This is a genomic window from Plantibacter sp. ME-Dv--P-095, assembly GCF_030209365.1.
Lineage (GTDB): Bacteria > Actinomycetota > Actinomycetes > Actinomycetales > Microbacteriaceae > Plantibacter.
The window spans coordinates 532,335-547,839 of sequence record NZ_JARVSB010000009.1 but is presented as its reverse complement, the minus strand read 5'-3'; the positions used below and the strand labels follow the sequence as shown (position 1 = coordinate 547,839).

Here is a 15,505-nt window from a genome sequence, read left to right as displayed (position 1 = left end):
GGGCGAAGCCGGTCAGTTCGAGAACTGGTCGAGGATCTCGCCGTAGCGGGTGATCTCGTCCGGTGCGGTCTTGTCGGTCCAGCCGGAGAGGCCGACGAGGTCGAACATGACCTGCTTGGCCTCGTCGGATGAGTCCGCGTAGCCCGCCATGAGCTTGGTGAGCTGCTCGGTGAGGTCCTTGGGGAGCGACTTGGAGACCGCGACGCCGCCGTTCGGGATCATCTCGGTGTACGCGAAGGCGACGACCTTGTCGGCGACGTCGGGCGCCTCCTTGAGGACGGTCGTGCGGGCGTCCCAGTAGCCGAAGGAGACCTCGGCGTCACCGTTGTAGACGGAGAGCACCGCGTTGTTGTTGCCCTCGACCGGCACCTGGGTGATGTCGGCGTCGGTGTCGATGCCGGCGTCGCGCATGGCGACGACGGGGTACTGGTAGCCCGCGGGGGAGGTCGCGGCCTGCAGGGCGACCTTGGTGCCCTTCGAGATCTTGTCGAGGGACTTCAGCGCCGCCGGTCCGGAGCCGGTCGCGGCCTCGGCACCGGGTTCGATCCCGTTGCAGTAGGAGAGCGGGGTGTCGCTCGCCGCGTAGGTGACCATGACGGGGGCGTCGTCGCAGTACTTGTCGGGGTTGTTCGTGTACGCGACCGACGCGTACGAGGTCGCCCCGAACCGGACGTCGCGCAGGACGAGGTTCGCGTCGTACCGTTCGGTCGCGTTGTAGAGGGAGCCGGCGTCGGTGATGATGACCTGCGCCTGGTCGCTACCGAGGGCCTCGACGGTGGCGGCGTAGTCGGTCGCGACGACCCCGTTCACCTCGATGCCGAGGTTCTCCGACAGGTAGGAGGTGAGCGGGTCGAGTGCCTCCGCGAGGTCCTCGCCCTCGACGGAGGGGACGAGGGAGATGGTGATCGAGTCCGGCCAGGCGGCGGTCCCCGTGGCGGAGGGGGTGGAGGCGGCTGGGCTGCAGCCGGCGAGGGCGAGGGCGGTGATGGCCGCGACGCCGGAGACGAGCAGGATCTTGCGCATGTTCAGGGTGCCTTTCGGAGATGGAGGGTGATCAGGACTGCAGGGTGGAGGAGGGAGACGTGGAGCCGGAGGAGGACGCGGAGGCGGACGAGGCGGTTCGTGCCCAGTCGAGGATCCGGTCGTAGAGCTCGGCGAGCGACTGCCCGCGCATGGTCGCGTCGGCCGAGGAACGGTCGAACGTCGCTCCGACGAGCGCGGTGTCGGCGCCCAGTTCGGTGGCCGGCGCCAGGTCGTTCTCGACGATGTCGCCGACGGCGAGGAGCGGGCCCGTGGCGAGGGCCTCGCGGATGAGGGGGACGAGCCCGGCCGGTTTGCCGACGGCGAAGTGCACGGCGTCGAACCGCTCGGTGACGCCCCAGGTGTCGAGGAGTTCCGTGATGCCGTCGCCGGGCGCGTTGGTGGCCAGGACGAGGCGGGCGTGGCCGCTGAGCGTGTCGAGGAAGTCCGCCAGGCCGTCCGGGGAGACGACCGCCGCTTCGTCGGAGCCGAGGAGCGCGCGGGAGTCGTCGTAGGCGGCACCGATGACGGCGGCGTCGACGCCCTGGTCGCGGGCGATCCGGGTGACGGCGTCGTAGCCATCCCGGGCGTCGGCGGTGCCGGCTGCGAACGCGGCGAGGGCCGCTTCGGCGCGGGCGGCGAACGAGGCGTCCGCGGTGCGCTTCGCGATGGCACGGGCGAAGGCCGTGATCGGTCCGTCGCCGAGGGCGAGGGTCCCGTCGAAGTCGAAGAGGATGGTGGGGGGCACAGGCGGTCCTTCTGAGCGTGTCGTTCGTGCGACCGCACCTGCGGACGCTGCGTCCATGATGACTAATGAGTGTGGACGCAATCACCACACAATGTGAACGCCGGGTGAATTCGTCGACGACCGGGCCCCCTAGGCTGTGGTGCTGTGACGATCGAGGAGCTGGCGCGGCGCGCCGAGGCGGAACCTGCGGCCGTGCTCGACGAGTGCTCCTGGCTCGGTCCGGCGATCGACGAAGATGCCGCCGCCCGCCGCTTCGCCGTCTGGGGTGCGTCCACGGTGGTCGACGAGCACACGGGCACAGCGGTCGTCGCCCGTGGGCTGTTCGAGGCGCTGCACGTGCGGGCCGGACTCCGGGCCGTCTGGCCGATCGGCAACGCCGGACTGCTCCACACCTACGGCTACCTGCTGTCGACGGTGCCGACCCCGTACGGCCTGAAGCGCGAGCGCTGGCTCGATGGTGCGCTCGCCGATGCGTTCCAGCTGCCGACGGACGCGTTCGTCCCGTGGGCTCGCGAGGCGACGCTGCTGGCGCGGGTGACGGCGGTGGCGCTCCCGGCACTGGACCAGCCGGTGCGGACGGCGGCCGGCCTGGGCGGAGCACGCCGCCTCGCGGTCGTCGGAGCAGCAGGGTCGTCGACCGCCGTGGTCTACGGGATCGCGGGTCGCCTGATCACCACGTTCCCGGTCGCCTCCGTGGCCGGTGTGCTCGAGGAGTGGGACGCCGATCCCGAGCGCCTCCGCTGGAACGCCGTCGCCGACACCGTCGGCTGACCTCGCCCGCGACCCCACCATCGCGGTCACCGGCGGTGCCCGCACGAAGTCCGTCCCCGCCTGAAACACACAGACGGGCCGGGCCCGAAGGCCCGACCCGTCCGTGTCGATCAGCTCCTGATCAGTTCCGGATCAGCGCCCGGTGTGCAGGCGGCGTCGGACGACAAGCCCGGCACCGAGCAGCAGCAGGACCGCCGCGCCGATCGCCAGCGGTGCCACGTTCGCGCCCGTCGAGGCGAGGACGGGGCCCGGGGTGCTCACCGTGACCGTCGACGGGTCCGAGGTGAACAGGTCGCCGCCCGGGGTCGTCCCGGTGCCGAACGCGGTGTTGCGGATGGATCCCGCGTTCAGATCGGCCTGGGTGACCGTGTAGGTGGCGGTGCACACGAGCTGGAGACCGGGGGCGAGGAGCGCCGTGCCCGTGGGGCAGGCGATCGCCGACAGGGTGCCGGTCCCGGTGAAGTCGCCCTCGGAGACGGCGACATCACGGAGCGTGACGTTGCCGGTGTTCGTCACCTGGAACGAGTAGGTGATGACCTGACCGACCGCCGTCGCGCGCTCGACGTCCGCCGTCTTGACGACGGAGAGGCCTGGCACGGGCGGGGACGGGATCGTCACCTCGGACGGCGGCGAGACCGGCGGGACGCCCGTCACGCTGCTCGGCGGCGTCGCGGTCGCGGTCGCGGAGTTCGTGACCTGTCCGGCGTCGACGTCGGCCTGCACGACGGTGTACGTCGCCTCACAGGTCACGGTCGCTCCGGGCGCCAGCGGGCCGGCGTCCGTCGGGCAGACGACCTCGGACAGCTCGCCGGCTCCCGAGAAGTCGCCCTCGACCACGCGCGGGTTCGTCAGCGTGACGTTGCCGGTGTTGGTGACGAGGAACGAGTACGTGACGACCTGGCCCACCGTGAGGCGGTCCTGGGCGGCGGTGTCGGCCGACTTCACGACCGTGATGGCGGGTGCTGCCGGGAACTCGACGGTCGTCTCCGACGGCGGTGAGACCGGGGGAGTGCCGCCACCGGGCGGGGTGCCCGTCGCGGTGGCCGAGTTCGTCACCGAGCCGGCGTCGACGTCGGCCTGGGTGACCGTGTAGGTGGCCGCACAAGTGACCGTCGCAGCGGGTGCGAGCGATGATGCCCCTGCCGGGCAGACGACGTCGGACAGCTCGCCGGTGCCGGTGAACGCACCCTCGACGACGCCGACGTCCGAGAGCGTGACGTTGCCGGTGTTGGTGACGAGGAACGAGTACGTGACGTCCTCACCGGCGGTCGAGACCGTGGTCGGCGTCGCCGACTTCACGACCGTGATGGCGGGTGCTGCCGGGAACTCGACGGTCGTCTCCGACGGCGGCGAGACCGGAGGGGTGCCGCCGCCGGGCGGGGTGCCCGTCGCGGTGGCCGAGTTCGTCACGGAGCCGGCGTCGACGTCGGCCTGGGTCACCGAGTAGGTGGCCTCACAGGTGACGGTCGCAGCCGGGGCGAGCGAGGCGGCTGCAGGTGGGCAGACGACGTCGGACAGCTCGCCGGTGCCGGAGAAGTCGCCCTCGACGACGGACACGTCCGAGAGGGTGACGTTGCCGGTGTTGGTGACGAGGAACGAGTACGTGACGTCCTCGCCGGCGGTCGAGACCGTGGTCGGCGTCGCGGACTTCACGACCGTGAGCGCCGGGGCCTGCGCGACGCCCGGGATGGTGACTTCGGACGGCGGCGACACCGGCGGCTGACCCTGCGGCGGCGTCCCCGTCGCGGTGGCCGAGTTGATGACGGTGCCGGCGTCCACGTCGGCCTGCGTCATCGTGTACGTCGCCTCACAGGTGACGGCGGCAGCCGGCGCGAGGGTCGCGGCACCTGCCGGGCACACGACGTCGGACAGGTCACCGGTTCCGGTGAACGCGCCCTCGTCGACCTGCACGTCGGTGAGCGGGACGTTGCCGGTGTTCGTGACGAGGAACGAGTAGGTGATCTCGTCACCGACGGCGTACTCGGCCGCGACCGGCGACGCCGACTTCACGACGGTGATCGCGGGTGCCTGCGGCACGAACTCGACCGTGGCATCGGCCGGCGGGTTGAGGCCCACGCTCGTGATGTTGTCGGGCCCGTTCGTGAACGTCCCGGCGACCGGTGAGGTGACCTCGACGGTGATCGCACAGGACGTCATGCCCTGGCTGAGGTTGCCGGTGACGGCGATCGAGGTGCCGCCCTCGGGAGCGGTGACCACGCCGGAGGGGCAGGTGGTCGAGGCGTCGCCGTCGGCGATGGTCAGGCCGGCGGGCAGTGCGTCCGTGAAGGACCAACCGTTCTTCGCGGCGAGTTCGTCGGTGTTCGTGACCGTCAGCGTCAGCGTCGAGGTCTCACCGGCGACGACACTCGCGGGGCTGAAGGACTTGTCGAGCTGCGGCGAGACGTCGAGCACCTGGATGTTGTCGAACGCGTGGTCGTTACCGGCGGTGCCACCACCGGTGAGGTTCCGTGCGACGATGCCGACGGTCGCACCCGGGAGCAGGACGGCCCCGGGCGAAACGTAGGTGCCGACGCGGACGGTCTCGGCCCCGGCGGCGCCGGTCGCGGGAGCGGTGACGGAGCGGGAACCGGGAGCGGTACAGCCGTTGATCGCGCCGACCGAGTGCTCGGTGCCCTGGTCGTCGGCGAGGAAGAACTCCAGGATCGGCTGCTGCGACGCGGTGCAGGAGACGGCGGCGAGGTCGACCGAGGTCGTGAGGTAGCGGTTCGCGCTGACGAGGGCGATCGGGTCGACCGTCGCGAACTCGACCGCGTTCGGCGGGTTCATCGTCAGCGTCTGCGTGGACGTCCATGCGCTGACGGCATGGTTGGTGGTGTCGCCGCCGCCCAGGGCCCAGGCGAGCTGCCGCGTGCGGCCCTCACCCGACGCGGTCGCGGCGAGGCAGCGGGGCTCGGCGGACGAGGCGAAGCTCGTGATGGTGCCGTTGCACTGCGTCTGGTCGCGCCAGGAGGGGTCCGAGGTGTACCGGGCGCCGTCCGCTCCGACGTAGTCCTGGAGGGAGGTGGGGGAGACGGTGCCGCTCTCGAAGTCCTCCGAGTAGACGACCGAACCGCTCTGCGCGGTTCCCGGGGTGCCGGGGAGCGCCTGTGCGCTCGACCCCACCCCGACGAGCGAGAGCGCCGACAGGAGGGTCACCCCCATGATCCCCATGGCGGTGCGACCGGCGGACGGTGCCTGCCACCGGTTCCGCCATCGCGCGCGATGGCGCCTTCGAGCCGTGTGCTGCTGCATGTGTGTTGCCTCCCCGTGATGCGGCGGTTCGCCCGCCGAAAACCTGGCCCCAGCTGAGGGGCCGACGATCAGTAGACCGGTGGACGGGCTGCCGTTCGGGTGGATCGGGGAAAGACCACCCCCCATCCAGCCCCGGATGTTCCGCGACAGGTGAGGGTCACCTAGGGTGGACGCGTGCACATCGGTCGGAATAGGTACTTTCCCTCCTTGGGGGCCGGGTTCCTGCACCCCGCAGAGGTCGCCCCCGTCACCGGACTCCTCGCGACCGCCATCGAGGATGAGGAGTGGGAGACCGTCGTCTCGGTGATCGAGCACGAGTGGGGGATCCTCATGGCCCTCGACCTGCCCACGCTCGACCGGGCGCTGCGGGCCCTCCCAGCACGGATGCTCTCCGCCCACCCGATCGTGTTCGCCGTTCGCGAGATCCGGCTCAACATCCGCGGCGAGACCGACGCACTCGACCACTCGGCCGGCCGGGTCGACCTCCCGACCCACCCGGACGACCTCCGCGACCGCGCCCGCTCCGAGCTCGCCCGGATCAGCCTGAGCGCGGCGACCGCCTTCATGATCGCCTACCGGGTGCACGGCCGGCATCAGCAGGCGCTGTACTACGCGAGGATCACGGAGGAGCTCGCCCGGCGGGCCCGCGTGCACCAGCCGAACGAGTTCGTGCCCAGGGTGCCCACCGCCCTGCTGCAGGTGGGGATCACGAAGCTGCTCGTCGGCGACCACCACGAGGCGAGCCTGGTGCTGCGTGAGGCCTACGAGCTCCGCCACGAGTCCTGGGACGGTCGGAACGGGCCGGACGCCTCTGGCAAGCTCGCCCTGCTCAACGCGGTGCGCGGCGAGATCGTCGAGGCGGAGCGGTGGCTCGACCGGCACGACGAGGGCGACGGTGCCCATGGCTGGATGGTGCCGCTTGTCCGACTCTCCGGGGCGATCGCCCGGGCGCTCATCGCGATCGCCCGGATGGACCAACCCGCCGCGCAGGCCGCCCTCGCGACCCTCGAACTGCAGGTGAACCGGGAGCGGTCCTGGGCGCCGTTCATCACCTACGCCCAGGCCCAGTACGCGCTCCTCTGGGGCGACCGGCGTGCGGCGCTGCAGATCATCGAACGCACCCGCCGGTTCGCCGGTCGCAGCCTGCGTCAGGCCGGCGCGGAACGACTCCTCGACGCGGTGGAGGCCTCCCTGCTGCTCGCCCTCGAACGCCCCACCGAGGCGAACGCCCTCCTCGACGACCGCGACCGGAACGCCTACACCGCCGCCGTCGCATCGCGGCTCGCACTCCTCACGGACCGCAAACCACTCGCCCGCGAACTCGCCACCGCCGGCCTCGCGGAGGTGAACATCGACGCGGGCGCGCAGACGGACCTCCTCATCGCCTCGGCGCTCGCCGACGCGTCCGACGAGGACGGCCGGCGACACCTCACGCAGGCGATCGCGACCACGGCGCGGACGGGGATGCTCACCCCCTTCGTGGTCGCACCCCGGACGCCTCTCCGTCAGTTGCTCGGCACGATGACGCCCAGCGAGACGCACACGCGGATCGACCGCATGCTGGTGTCGAGTCCCGAGCCGACACCCGAGCGCGCGCACCTCGTGGAACTCACCGCGACCGAGCGCCGGATCCTCCTCCTGTCGGCCGAGGGACGCAGCCGCCAGGACATCGCACTGGAGCTGTACGTGTCCGCGAACACGGTGAAGTTCCACTTCCGGAACGTCTACCGGAAGCTCGACGTCGACTCCCGCGAGGACGCCCTGGCCACCGCTCGACGACTGGGACTGCTGCCGCCCGAGCGGTGAGCCGCAGCGCTGTGCGTGGCGCGCCGAACGGCACGGTTAGGACATCGCATGGCCGATCGCAAGCCCCCATCGGTTCCGGCCGGCAGCTCCGAAGCTGAGGACGAGGGGCTGCGACGCGCAGCCCGGGAGAGGAATGCCATGACGGAGATCACCGCCCACCACGGCCTGCTGAAGGACACGAAGCTGCACGTCGACGACACCGGCGGCTCCGGTCGCCCGGTCGTCCTCATCCACGGCTGGCCGCTGTCGGGCGAATCCTGGAAGGAGCAGGTCCCGGCGTTCGAGGCTGCCGGCTACCGGGTCATCACGTACGACCGACGTGGATTCGGTCGCAGCGACAAGCCGCTGACCGGCTACGGCTACGACCGGCTCACCGACGACCTGCAGGCCGTGCTCGAAGCGCTCGACCTCCGCGACGTGACCCTCGTGGGGTTCTCGATGGGTGGCGGCGAAGTCGCCCGCTACTTCACCCGCCACGGTTCGGAGCGCATCCACAGTGCGGTGTTCGCCTCCGCCGTGCCGCCCTACCTGCTGCAGACGCCCGGCAACCCGGACGGCCCGCTTCCCGTCAGCGAGGCGGCGAAGATGACGGCCGGTCTGACGGCCGACCAGGACGCCTTCTACGACCAGTTCACGACCGACTTCTTCTCGGTCGACGGTGAGCTCAAGGTGACCGAGGAGCAGCGTCAGGAGGCGCTCGCGCTCGCGCACCAGGCCTTCAAGCCGGCCGCCCTCGAGGCGATGGCGTCGTTCGCGAACACCGACTTCCGCGACGACCTGCCGAACGTCACCGTGCCGACGCTCGTCATCCACGGTGACAGCGACGCGACCGTGCCGCTCGAGGGCTCCGGCGCGCGGACGCATGCGGCGATCCCGTCGTCGACGCTCCACGTCGTGGCGGGAGCTCCACACGGCGTGAACGTCAGCCACGCGGAGGAGTGGAACCGGGTCGTCCTGGAGTTCCTCGCGCGGTAGTCGCGGAAGCGCGTGAGCGTCGGGCGGTGGGTGCCTCGTGCCCCATCGCCCGACTGCGGGGACGCTACGCCGCTGCGCGAACCCGGGTTGAGACCGTGACGCCGAGGGGCCGCGCATGGTTCGCGGTCGGCCCTCGGCGCCCGGTGGTCGATCGATCAGGCCGTCTGGCGATCAGCTCGTCAGCGGATCAGGCGGCCGGCGTCGGGACCCGCAACGACCACGCCTCCGCCGTCACACCCGCGTCATGCCGCAGGGCGTAGTGCTCGCCGTCCGAGGGGTAGGCACGGAAGGTCAGCGACGGGTGGCCGCTCCGGTGGATCTCGACGATGGACGTGTCGATGAGGACCCGCACCTCGTCGCCGGCGGACAGCTCGCCCTGCCAGACGGTCTGCTCGTCCGAGCCGCCGAGGACGAGTTCCACCGTCCCCGCCCCGGTCAGCACCACCTCGGCCTGGTCGGGGAGCGCGGTCACGTCGACCGGCTCGGCGCGGAGCGCGGTCAGCTCTCTCGCCGGGACGAGTTCGACCTGGTCGTCTCGGACGATGAGTTCGCGCGGGAAGGTCAGCATGCCGGACCACCCGTGCTCGTCGGCCTCCGCCTGGGTCCGACCGCGGACGCCGGCCGGCGCGAGCTCCTGCGCCCACCCCCAGAGGAGCACGCGCGCCGGCTGCCCGTCGGCGCCGTCGGACTGCACGGCCTGCGGCGCGTAGAAGCTCGAGCCCTCGTCGATGAGGCCGGTGCGGCGCGCGCTGAACACGGGGCGGCCGGTGCCCTCGTCGATGGTCAGCGAGCCGAGCGCCCACGCGACCCCGCGGTGCGGCTGCCCGTCCAACCACAGCGACATGATCAGCACCCAGTCCTCGCCCACCTGGACCAGCTGCGGGCACTCCCAGCCCTCGCACGGCGCGAGGTCCGAGACCACCGGCGCCTCGGCGTCGAGCAGGTACCCCTCCTCCGTCCAGGCGTCGAGGTCGTCCGCACCGTAGAGCAACAGTGCGCCGCCGACGTCGGAGCGGCCGGCACCCTGGATCGCCCAGCGGCGCCCGCCCAGCTCGAAGAGGAACGGGTCCCGCACCATCGTCACCCGCTCGTCCGAGGGGAGGGCGGCGGCGACGAGGCGCTCGCCGCTCCAGTCGCGGGCGTCGGCCGAGCCGTGCACGACGACCACCTCGGAGCGCCCGTGTCGGTCGCGGGCGGCGGAGTAGACGACCGCCGGCAGACCGCCGTCGACGACACCGACGCCGCTCCAGCACCCGAAGCCGTCCGTGGTGCCCGGGCGAGGGTGCAGCGCCACCGGGTGCTCCTCCCACGCCAGCAGGTCCGCGGAGCTCGTGTGGCCCCAGTGGATGTCCTCGTGCCGGGCGGACCCCGGGTTGTACTGGAAGAACACGTGCCAGCGTCCGTCGACGAACATGATGCCGTTGGGGTCGTTCACCCAGCCGGCCTCGGGCCTCGGGTGCAACCGCGGGAAGCTGCGGTCGGCGTGCTGCGGGGACTGGAGGCCGGTCATGGCTCCCTTTCGGTCGGAGATCGGTCTGGTCGAGGTGGTTCGGATCGCGGTGCGGGTGTCGACGTCGGTCACTTGCTGACGCCGGCGGTGAGTCCCTCGCGCAACGGCTTCTGCCCGAAGACGAACACGAGGGCGGCAGGGATCATCGACAGGACGACGCCGGCGAGCACGGTCGCGACGGACCCGGTGCCGAGGTTGCCCTGCAGGGTCACGAGCCCGAGCGGGAGGGTGAAGTTCTGCTCGCTGATCGTGAGGATGAGTGGTCGGAAGAACTCGTTCCAGTGGTAGTTGAACGCGAGGATGCCGACGATCGCGAGGCCGGGTGCGGCCAACGGCAGGTAGATGCGGAAGAAGATCTTCCACGGCCCGGCACCGTCGATCTGTGCCGCCTCGGCGAGTTCCGGCGGCAACCCCATGAAGTACTGCCGCATGAGGAAGGTGCCGAACGCCGTCGGGATCATCGGGATGATGAGTGCGAGCAGGGTGTCCGACAGCCCCATGCCGCGGATGAGCATGAACACCGGGACGATCGTCACCTGCATCGGCACCATCATCGTGGCGAGGATGAGCCCGAACAGGATGCGCTTGCCGCCGAAGTCGAAGCGCGCGAACACGTAGCCGGCCATGGCGGCACTGAGCATCTGCCCGGCGGCGATGAGGAGGGTCACGAGCGCGCTGTTCCAGGTGTACAGCAGGATCGGGATCTTCTGGAACACGTCGATGAACGCGCCGGGACCGAACTCGGTCTGCCCGGTGTCGACGTTCGCGGGCGTGAGCGCCGTGACGAGCGTCCACACGACCGGAGCGAGCGTGAGGAAGGCGGCGATGATGAGGACGAGGAACTTCCCCGCCGTGGCCAGTCGGCGGCGCGTCTGGTTCGGGGCGATAACTGCGGTGGACATCGTGGACCTCATCCGTAGAAGACGAAACGCTTGCTGAGCCGGAACTGCGCGGCGGTGACCAGCATGATCAGGAGCGTCAGCACGATGCCGATCGCTGCAGCGAGACCGAAGTCGAGCTGCTGGAACGCGGATTCGTAGATCACCATGACGGCGGTGCGGGTGTCGTCTCCGGGCCCGCCGCGGGTGAGGACGTACGGCTGGTCGAAGATCTGCAGGGCGCTGATGATGGCCATGACGGAGGCGACGAGCATCGTCGGGCTCACGAGCGGGAGGGTCACGTGTCGGAACTGGCTCCAGCCGTGCGCACCGTCGAGCGACGACGCCTCGTAGACCTCGCGCGGGATCGCGGCGAGCCCGCCGATGAACAGCAGGAAGGTGAAGCCGAAGTTCTGCCACACGTAGACGAGCAGCACGACGATCTTCGCGCCGAACCCGGTCGTCAACCAGCCGATGTCCCCGACGCCGAAGAGCCCGAGGAACTCGTTCACGAGACCGAACTCCTGGTTGAACAGGTACGACATCACGAGCGACACGGACGCCGCCGACAGCACCAGCGGGAAGAACAACGCCGAGCGGAAGAAGGTCCGGATCCACTCCGGCATGCGGGACTGCACGAGGATCGCCAGGAGGAGGGCGACGGCAAGTTGCAGCGTCACGGCGACCACGACGAAGCCGACCGTGTTGAGGAACGACACGCGCACCGTGGGGTTCGCGGCGAGGTCGACGAAGTTGCCGACACCGACGAACTCGGGTGCCGAGATGATGTCCCAGCGGAAGAACGCCAGCAGGAACGAGCCGATGATCGGGACGAAGCTGAAGAGCCCGAGCCCGATGAGTGTCGGGGCGAGGAACACCCAGACGAGCAGCCGGCTGCCGCGCGGGGCGGGACGTCGGCGGCCGGACTTGGCCTCGGGCGGGACGACCAGCGCGCGGGTCGCCGTCGGTGACTGCAGTGCCATCATCGTCCCTTCAGTGCGAGTTCGAGGTCCCGCTGCATCGTCTCGAGGCCCCGGCGGACACCGTTCTGGCCGTTGGTGATCGTGCCGACCACGTTCTTGATGAGGGCCGACTCGACGGCGGCCTGCTGGGGCGGCGCGGGCATCGGGCCCGTCGTCGGGAAGCGGTCGAGGGTGTCGTAGAAGACCTCCCAGTGCTTCGGCCCGATGTCGCCGCCGTACAGCTCGGCGTTGAGGGACCGGCGGGGGAGCGAGGAGTCGGGCTGCTGGTGCGCGATCGACATCCCCTCGACGGAGATGCAGTACTTCATCCACTCCCACGCCTCGTCCTTGCGCTCGGAGGTCCGCATCATCGCGTAGCCGCCGGCGCCGAACTGGTGCCGCTGGCCGCGCATCTTCGGGAAGTAGGTCACGTCGTACTCGTCGTTGCCGAGGCCGGCGTCGTTGAGCCCCTTCACCCAGAACCCGCCGGCCGGCGTCATGCCGACCGACCCGCGGGAGAACAGGGAGACGAGCTCGTTGCCACCACCCTGCGCGGGGTTCGCGGCGATCCCCTCGGAGACCATGCGCTCGAGGACCTCGAAGCTCTCCACGGTGCGGTCGCTCAGCGCATCGGCGTTCTCCCACAGGTACCCGCCACCTCGCGGGGTCTCGTTCGGGTAGAACCTGGACCACATCCAGTCGCCGCCTGCCGCCTTCTCCTCGGTGAGGAAGCTCGTGTCGTTGATGTACAGCCACGGCACGACGCCGCCCCAGAGCCGGTTGTTCCAGAAGTACGGGAGGAACGAGCCGGGGGCGCTGCCCTGCATGGTGCGGGCGACGGTGAAGAAGTCGTCGACCGACCAGTCGTCCCGGGGGCGCTCGAGCCCTGCGCGTTCGAACGCCGAGGTGTTGTAGTACATGTTCGCGGCGTTGAAGTTGTCGGGCAGCTGGAACAGGTTGCCCTTGTACATGAACGACTCGATGAGCGAGGGGTTCACGTCGTCGAAGTACTCCTGCAGCTCGGCGGCGTCGCGCTGCACGTACTCGTCGATGGGGTGGGCGAGGCGCTCGGCGAACAGCTGGGTGCCCTCGGTCGCCACCGACACGATGTCCGGCGGGGTGCCCGCTGCGACCATCGTGAGGATCTTCGCGAAGAAGTTGCCCCAGTCCTGGCCCTGGATCGCGATGATCCGGACGGGGATGTCGGGGTGCAGCTTCTGGAAGCCGTCCACGAGCGACTGTCGGGCGGCGGCGTCCTGGGCGGTGCCGAAGAGGGCGACGGTGAGGGCGTCGTCGCCACGGCCTGGGATGTCTCCGCCGGTGAGGCGCGGCCAGGAGATGGCCGTGCCCGCCAGACCGAGACCGAGCAGGGCGAGTGCCGCCCTGCGACTCAGATCAACCACGTTGTTGCTCCTGCGAAATCGGGGCCGACCGTTCGCAGGGCGCGGACGATGAGCCATGAATGGGAGTGCTGAACGGATTCAGCAGACGAAACATAACACAGCTCCGCGCGATATGCTGAACTGATTCAGCAACCCGCACGAAGGAGTGTCATGTCTACCCAGCGCCGCCGCACGACCCTCGCGGACGTCGCCGAGCGCTCGGGCATGTCGAAGGCCGCTGTCAGCATGATCATGAACGACCGCCCGGGGTCGCGGCTGTCGGCGGACGCCGTGGAGCGGGTGCGCGCGGCCGCTGCCGAACTCGACTACCGCCCGAACCCCGCGGCCCAGGTGCTCCGGCGAGGCAAGACCCGGACGATCGGGTTCATCTCCGACGAGGTCACGTTGACGCGCCACGCCTCAGGACTCATCGGCGGAGCGCTCGAGGTCTCGAAGGCCAACGACCACACCATGCTCATCGCGGAGACCCAGGGGATCGAGGGCGGCCTCGCCCGGGCGTTCGAGACGATGATCGACCACCGTGTCGACGGCATCCTCATCGGCCTGCTCGGCGCCCGTCTCATCGACCTCCCGAGTACCTCGACCGGCGTCCCGGTGGTCGTCCTCAACGGCGCTTCCTCGTCGGGTCATGCGAACGTCCTGCCCGACGAACGCGCCGCCGGGTACGCGGTCGCGAAGCGACTCGTGGACGCCGGCCACCGCCGCATCGGCGTCGTCGGCGACCTCCCGCGCGAGGTCATCAGCGATCTCCGCCAGACCGCGACCGTCGCGCTCCGCTTCGAGGGCATCGCCGCCGCGTTCGCGGAGGCCGGGATCGAACCGGCCCGGGTCGACATCGTCGAGTGGCAGCCGGAACCCGGCTACGAGGCGACGGTCGCCCTCCTCGACCGGCACCCCGACGTCACCGCCATCCTCGCCGCGAACGACGGCGTCGCCTTCGGTGCGTACCAGGTGCTGCTCGAACGGGGACGCCGGATCCCGCAGGACGTCTCCGTGGTCTCCTTCGACGACGAGATCCTCGCGGGCTATCTTCGGCCGGGGCTCACCACCGCCCGCCTGCCCTACCAGGAGATCGGCGCGCTCGGAGCGTCGATGCTCCTCGGTCGGCACGCCCTCGGGCACGAGCTCGTCACCATGCCGATCATCGAACGGGACTCGCTCGCCACCCTGTCACCAGCCACCCCGTCACCGACGGCTCCGTCACCCGACGTCGTCTGACCCGGACCCAGCAGAGAGAACAGCCATGCACACGACCCCGACGACCGACGTGCTCATCGCCGGCGAGACGCTCATCGACATCGTCCGTCGACTCGACGGGACGCAGGCCGAGAGTCCCGGTGGCAGCCCGGCGAACGTCGGTATCACCCTCGGCCGACTCGGCCGGGTCCCGGCGCTCGTCACCCACGTCGGCGACGACGAGCGTGGCGCGGCGATCCGGGCCTGGCTCGACGCGTCCGGGGTCTCGCTGGTGTCGGCGCCCACCGGTCGGACCTCCACGGCGCAGGCGACGCTCGACGCGGACGGTGCGGCCACCTACGAGTTCGACCTCTCCCTCGACCTCGACGCCACGGATGCTCCGGAGGCGTCCGTCGTGCACACCGGCTCGATCGCGTCCGTCCTCGAGCCCAGTGCCGGTCGCCTGAGCGCGTTGGTGGAGGCCCGTCGGGCATCGGCGCTCATCACCTACGACCCCAACATCCGTCCCACGCTCGTCGACGACGCCGAGCGTGTTCGGCGCACGGCGCTCGTGTGCATCGCACGGGCCCACGTGGTGAAGGCGAGTGACGAGGACGTCGCCTTCCTGCACCCGGACCTCGCGCTCGTCGACGCGGCGAAGCAGTGGGTCGCGTCGGGGCCGGGCCTCGTCGTCGTGACGAGGGGTGGCGACGGAGCCCTCGTGGTGCGCGCCGGCTCGGTGTTCGAGATCGCGACGCCGCGGGTGACGGTGGCCGACACCGTCGGTGCCGGCGACACGTTCATGGGTGCGCTCATCGACGGCCTACTGACCGCGGGGGTGTCGGGGCCGGAGGCCGAGGAGCGGCTCGGGGCGATCTCCGACGATGACCTCCGTCGACTCCTCGAGCGTGCTGCGCGCGCCGCGAGTGTCACCGTGTCTCGCCCGGGGGCGAACCCGCCGACGCTGGCGGAACTGGACGCCTGACGCTCAGGACGCCTGACGC

The 15,505-nt window shown here is 70.6% G+C and carries 12 protein-coding genes; 5 read left to right on the top strand and 7 right to left on the bottom strand.

What is annotated here, in order from left to right:
• Positions 1-12: 12 nt before the first annotated feature.
• The gene (gene phnD / locus QRN26_RS14640; protein ID WP_056013183.1) at positions 13-1,023 is read right to left on the bottom strand and encodes a phosphate/phosphite/phosphonate ABC transporter substrate-binding protein; all 1,011 of its coding nucleotides are present in this window, start codon (positions 1,021-1,023) and stop codon (positions 13-15) included.
• Positions 1,024-1,054: 31 nt separating this feature from the next.
• On the bottom strand, positions 1,055-1,768 hold the full coding sequence (locus QRN26_RS14635; protein WP_285037336.1) for an HAD family hydrolase: 714 nt from the start codon (positions 1,766-1,768) through the stop codon (positions 1,055-1,057).
• Positions 1,769-1,912: 144 nt separating this feature from the next.
• Here QRN26_RS14635 and QRN26_RS14630 point away from each other — a divergent pair, with 144 nt between their 5' ends.
• On the top strand, positions 1,913-2,539 hold the full coding sequence (locus QRN26_RS14630; protein ID WP_285037335.1) for an amino acid deaminase: 627 nt from the start codon (positions 1,913-1,915) through the stop codon (positions 2,537-2,539).
• A 132-nt stretch (positions 2,540-2,671) separates the two neighbouring features.
• Here the strand turns inward: QRN26_RS14630 and QRN26_RS14625 are convergent, their stop codons facing one another.
• Positions 2,672-5,695: a CLIPPER-2 domain-containing protein gene (locus QRN26_RS14625; protein WP_285037334.1), complete on the bottom strand. Its 3,024-nt coding sequence runs from the start codon at positions 5,693-5,695 to the stop codon at positions 2,672-2,674.
• 303 nt (positions 5,696-5,998) lie between these two features.
• On the opposite strand from QRN26_RS14625, the gene QRN26_RS14620 reads away from it, so the two are divergent.
• Both QRN26_RS14620 and QRN26_RS14615 read left to right on the top strand, forming a co-directional pair.
• A complete protein-coding gene (locus tag QRN26_RS14620; protein ID WP_285037333.1) occupies positions 5,999-7,597 on the top strand; it encodes a helix-turn-helix transcriptional regulator in 1,599 nt (532 codons plus the stop codon).
• 138 nt (positions 7,598-7,735) lie between these two features.
• Complete coding sequence (locus tag QRN26_RS14615; RefSeq protein WP_285037332.1) at positions 7,736-8,572, top strand: alpha/beta fold hydrolase; 837 nt, start codon at positions 7,736-7,738, stop codon at positions 8,570-8,572.
• 187 nt (positions 8,573-8,759) lie between these two features.
• On the opposite strand, the gene QRN26_RS14610 is transcribed toward QRN26_RS14615, so the two are convergent.
• The 4 genes from QRN26_RS14610 to QRN26_RS14595 all read right to left on the bottom strand — a co-directional run bounded on the left by QRN26_RS14610 (position 8,760) and on the right by QRN26_RS14595 (position 13,325).
• Positions 8,760-10,082: a glycoside hydrolase family 32 protein gene (locus tag QRN26_RS14610; RefSeq protein ID WP_285037331.1), complete on the bottom strand. Its 1,323-nt coding sequence runs from the start codon at positions 10,080-10,082 to the stop codon at positions 8,760-8,762.
• 68 nt (positions 10,083-10,150) lie between these two features.
• Complete coding sequence (locus QRN26_RS14605) at positions 10,151-10,984, bottom strand: carbohydrate ABC transporter permease (RefSeq protein ID WP_082456107.1); 834 nt, start codon at positions 10,982-10,984, stop codon at positions 10,151-10,153.
• A gap of 8 nt (positions 10,985-10,992) precedes the next feature.
• Positions 10,993-11,943: a carbohydrate ABC transporter permease gene (locus tag QRN26_RS14600; RefSeq protein ID WP_082456108.1), complete on the bottom strand. Its 951-nt coding sequence runs from the start codon at positions 11,941-11,943 to the stop codon at positions 10,993-10,995.
• Positions 11,943-13,325 (bottom strand): ABC transporter substrate-binding protein, encoded by a 1,383-nt coding sequence (locus tag QRN26_RS14595; protein ID WP_056781415.1) that lies wholly within the window; start codon positions 13,323-13,325, stop codon positions 11,943-11,945. Before QRN26_RS14595 ends, QRN26_RS14600 begins: the two co-directional genes overlap by 1 nt.
• Before the next feature lie 150 nt (positions 13,326-13,475).
• On the opposite strand from QRN26_RS14595, the gene QRN26_RS14590 reads away from it, so the two are divergent.
• Both QRN26_RS14590 and QRN26_RS14585 read left to right on the top strand, forming a co-directional pair.
• Positions 13,476-14,543 (top strand): LacI family DNA-binding transcriptional regulator, encoded by a 1,068-nt coding sequence (locus QRN26_RS14590; RefSeq protein WP_285037330.1) that lies wholly within the window; start codon positions 13,476-13,478, stop codon positions 14,541-14,543.
• A 25-nt stretch (positions 14,544-14,568) separates the two neighbouring features.
• Complete coding sequence (locus tag QRN26_RS14585; protein WP_285037329.1) at positions 14,569-15,486, top strand: carbohydrate kinase family protein; 918 nt, start codon at positions 14,569-14,571, stop codon at positions 15,484-15,486.
• Positions 15,487-15,505 lie beyond the last annotated feature (19 nt).

What these genes read in the sequence shown, in the direction of transcription:
- QRN26_RS14585 (WP_285037329.1), top strand. Translation starts at nt 14,569, where the DNA reads ATGCACACGACCCCGACGACCGACGTGCTCATCGCCGGCGAGACGCTC.
- QRN26_RS14600 (WP_082456108.1), bottom strand. Translation starts at nt 11,943, where the DNA reads ATGGCACTGCAGTCACCGACGGCGACCCGCGCGCTGGTCGTCCCGCCC.
- QRN26_RS14590 (WP_285037330.1), top strand. Translation starts at nt 13,476, where the DNA reads ATGTCTACCCAGCGCCGCCGCACGACCCTCGCGGACGTCGCCGAGCGC.
- phnD (WP_056013183.1), bottom strand. Translation starts at nt 1,023, where the DNA reads ATGCGCAAGATCCTGCTCGTCTCCGGCGTCGCGGCCATCACCGCCCTC.
- QRN26_RS14610 (WP_285037331.1), bottom strand. Translation starts at nt 10,082, where the DNA reads ATGACCGGCCTCCAGTCCCCGCAGCACGCCGACCGCAGCTTCCCGCGG.
- QRN26_RS14615 (WP_285037332.1), top strand. Translation starts at nt 7,736, where the DNA reads ATGACGGAGATCACCGCCCACCACGGCCTGCTGAAGGACACGAAGCTG.
- QRN26_RS14605 (WP_082456107.1), bottom strand. Translation starts at nt 10,984, where the DNA reads ATGTCCACCGCAGTTATCGCCCCGAACCAGACGCGCCGCCGACTGGCC.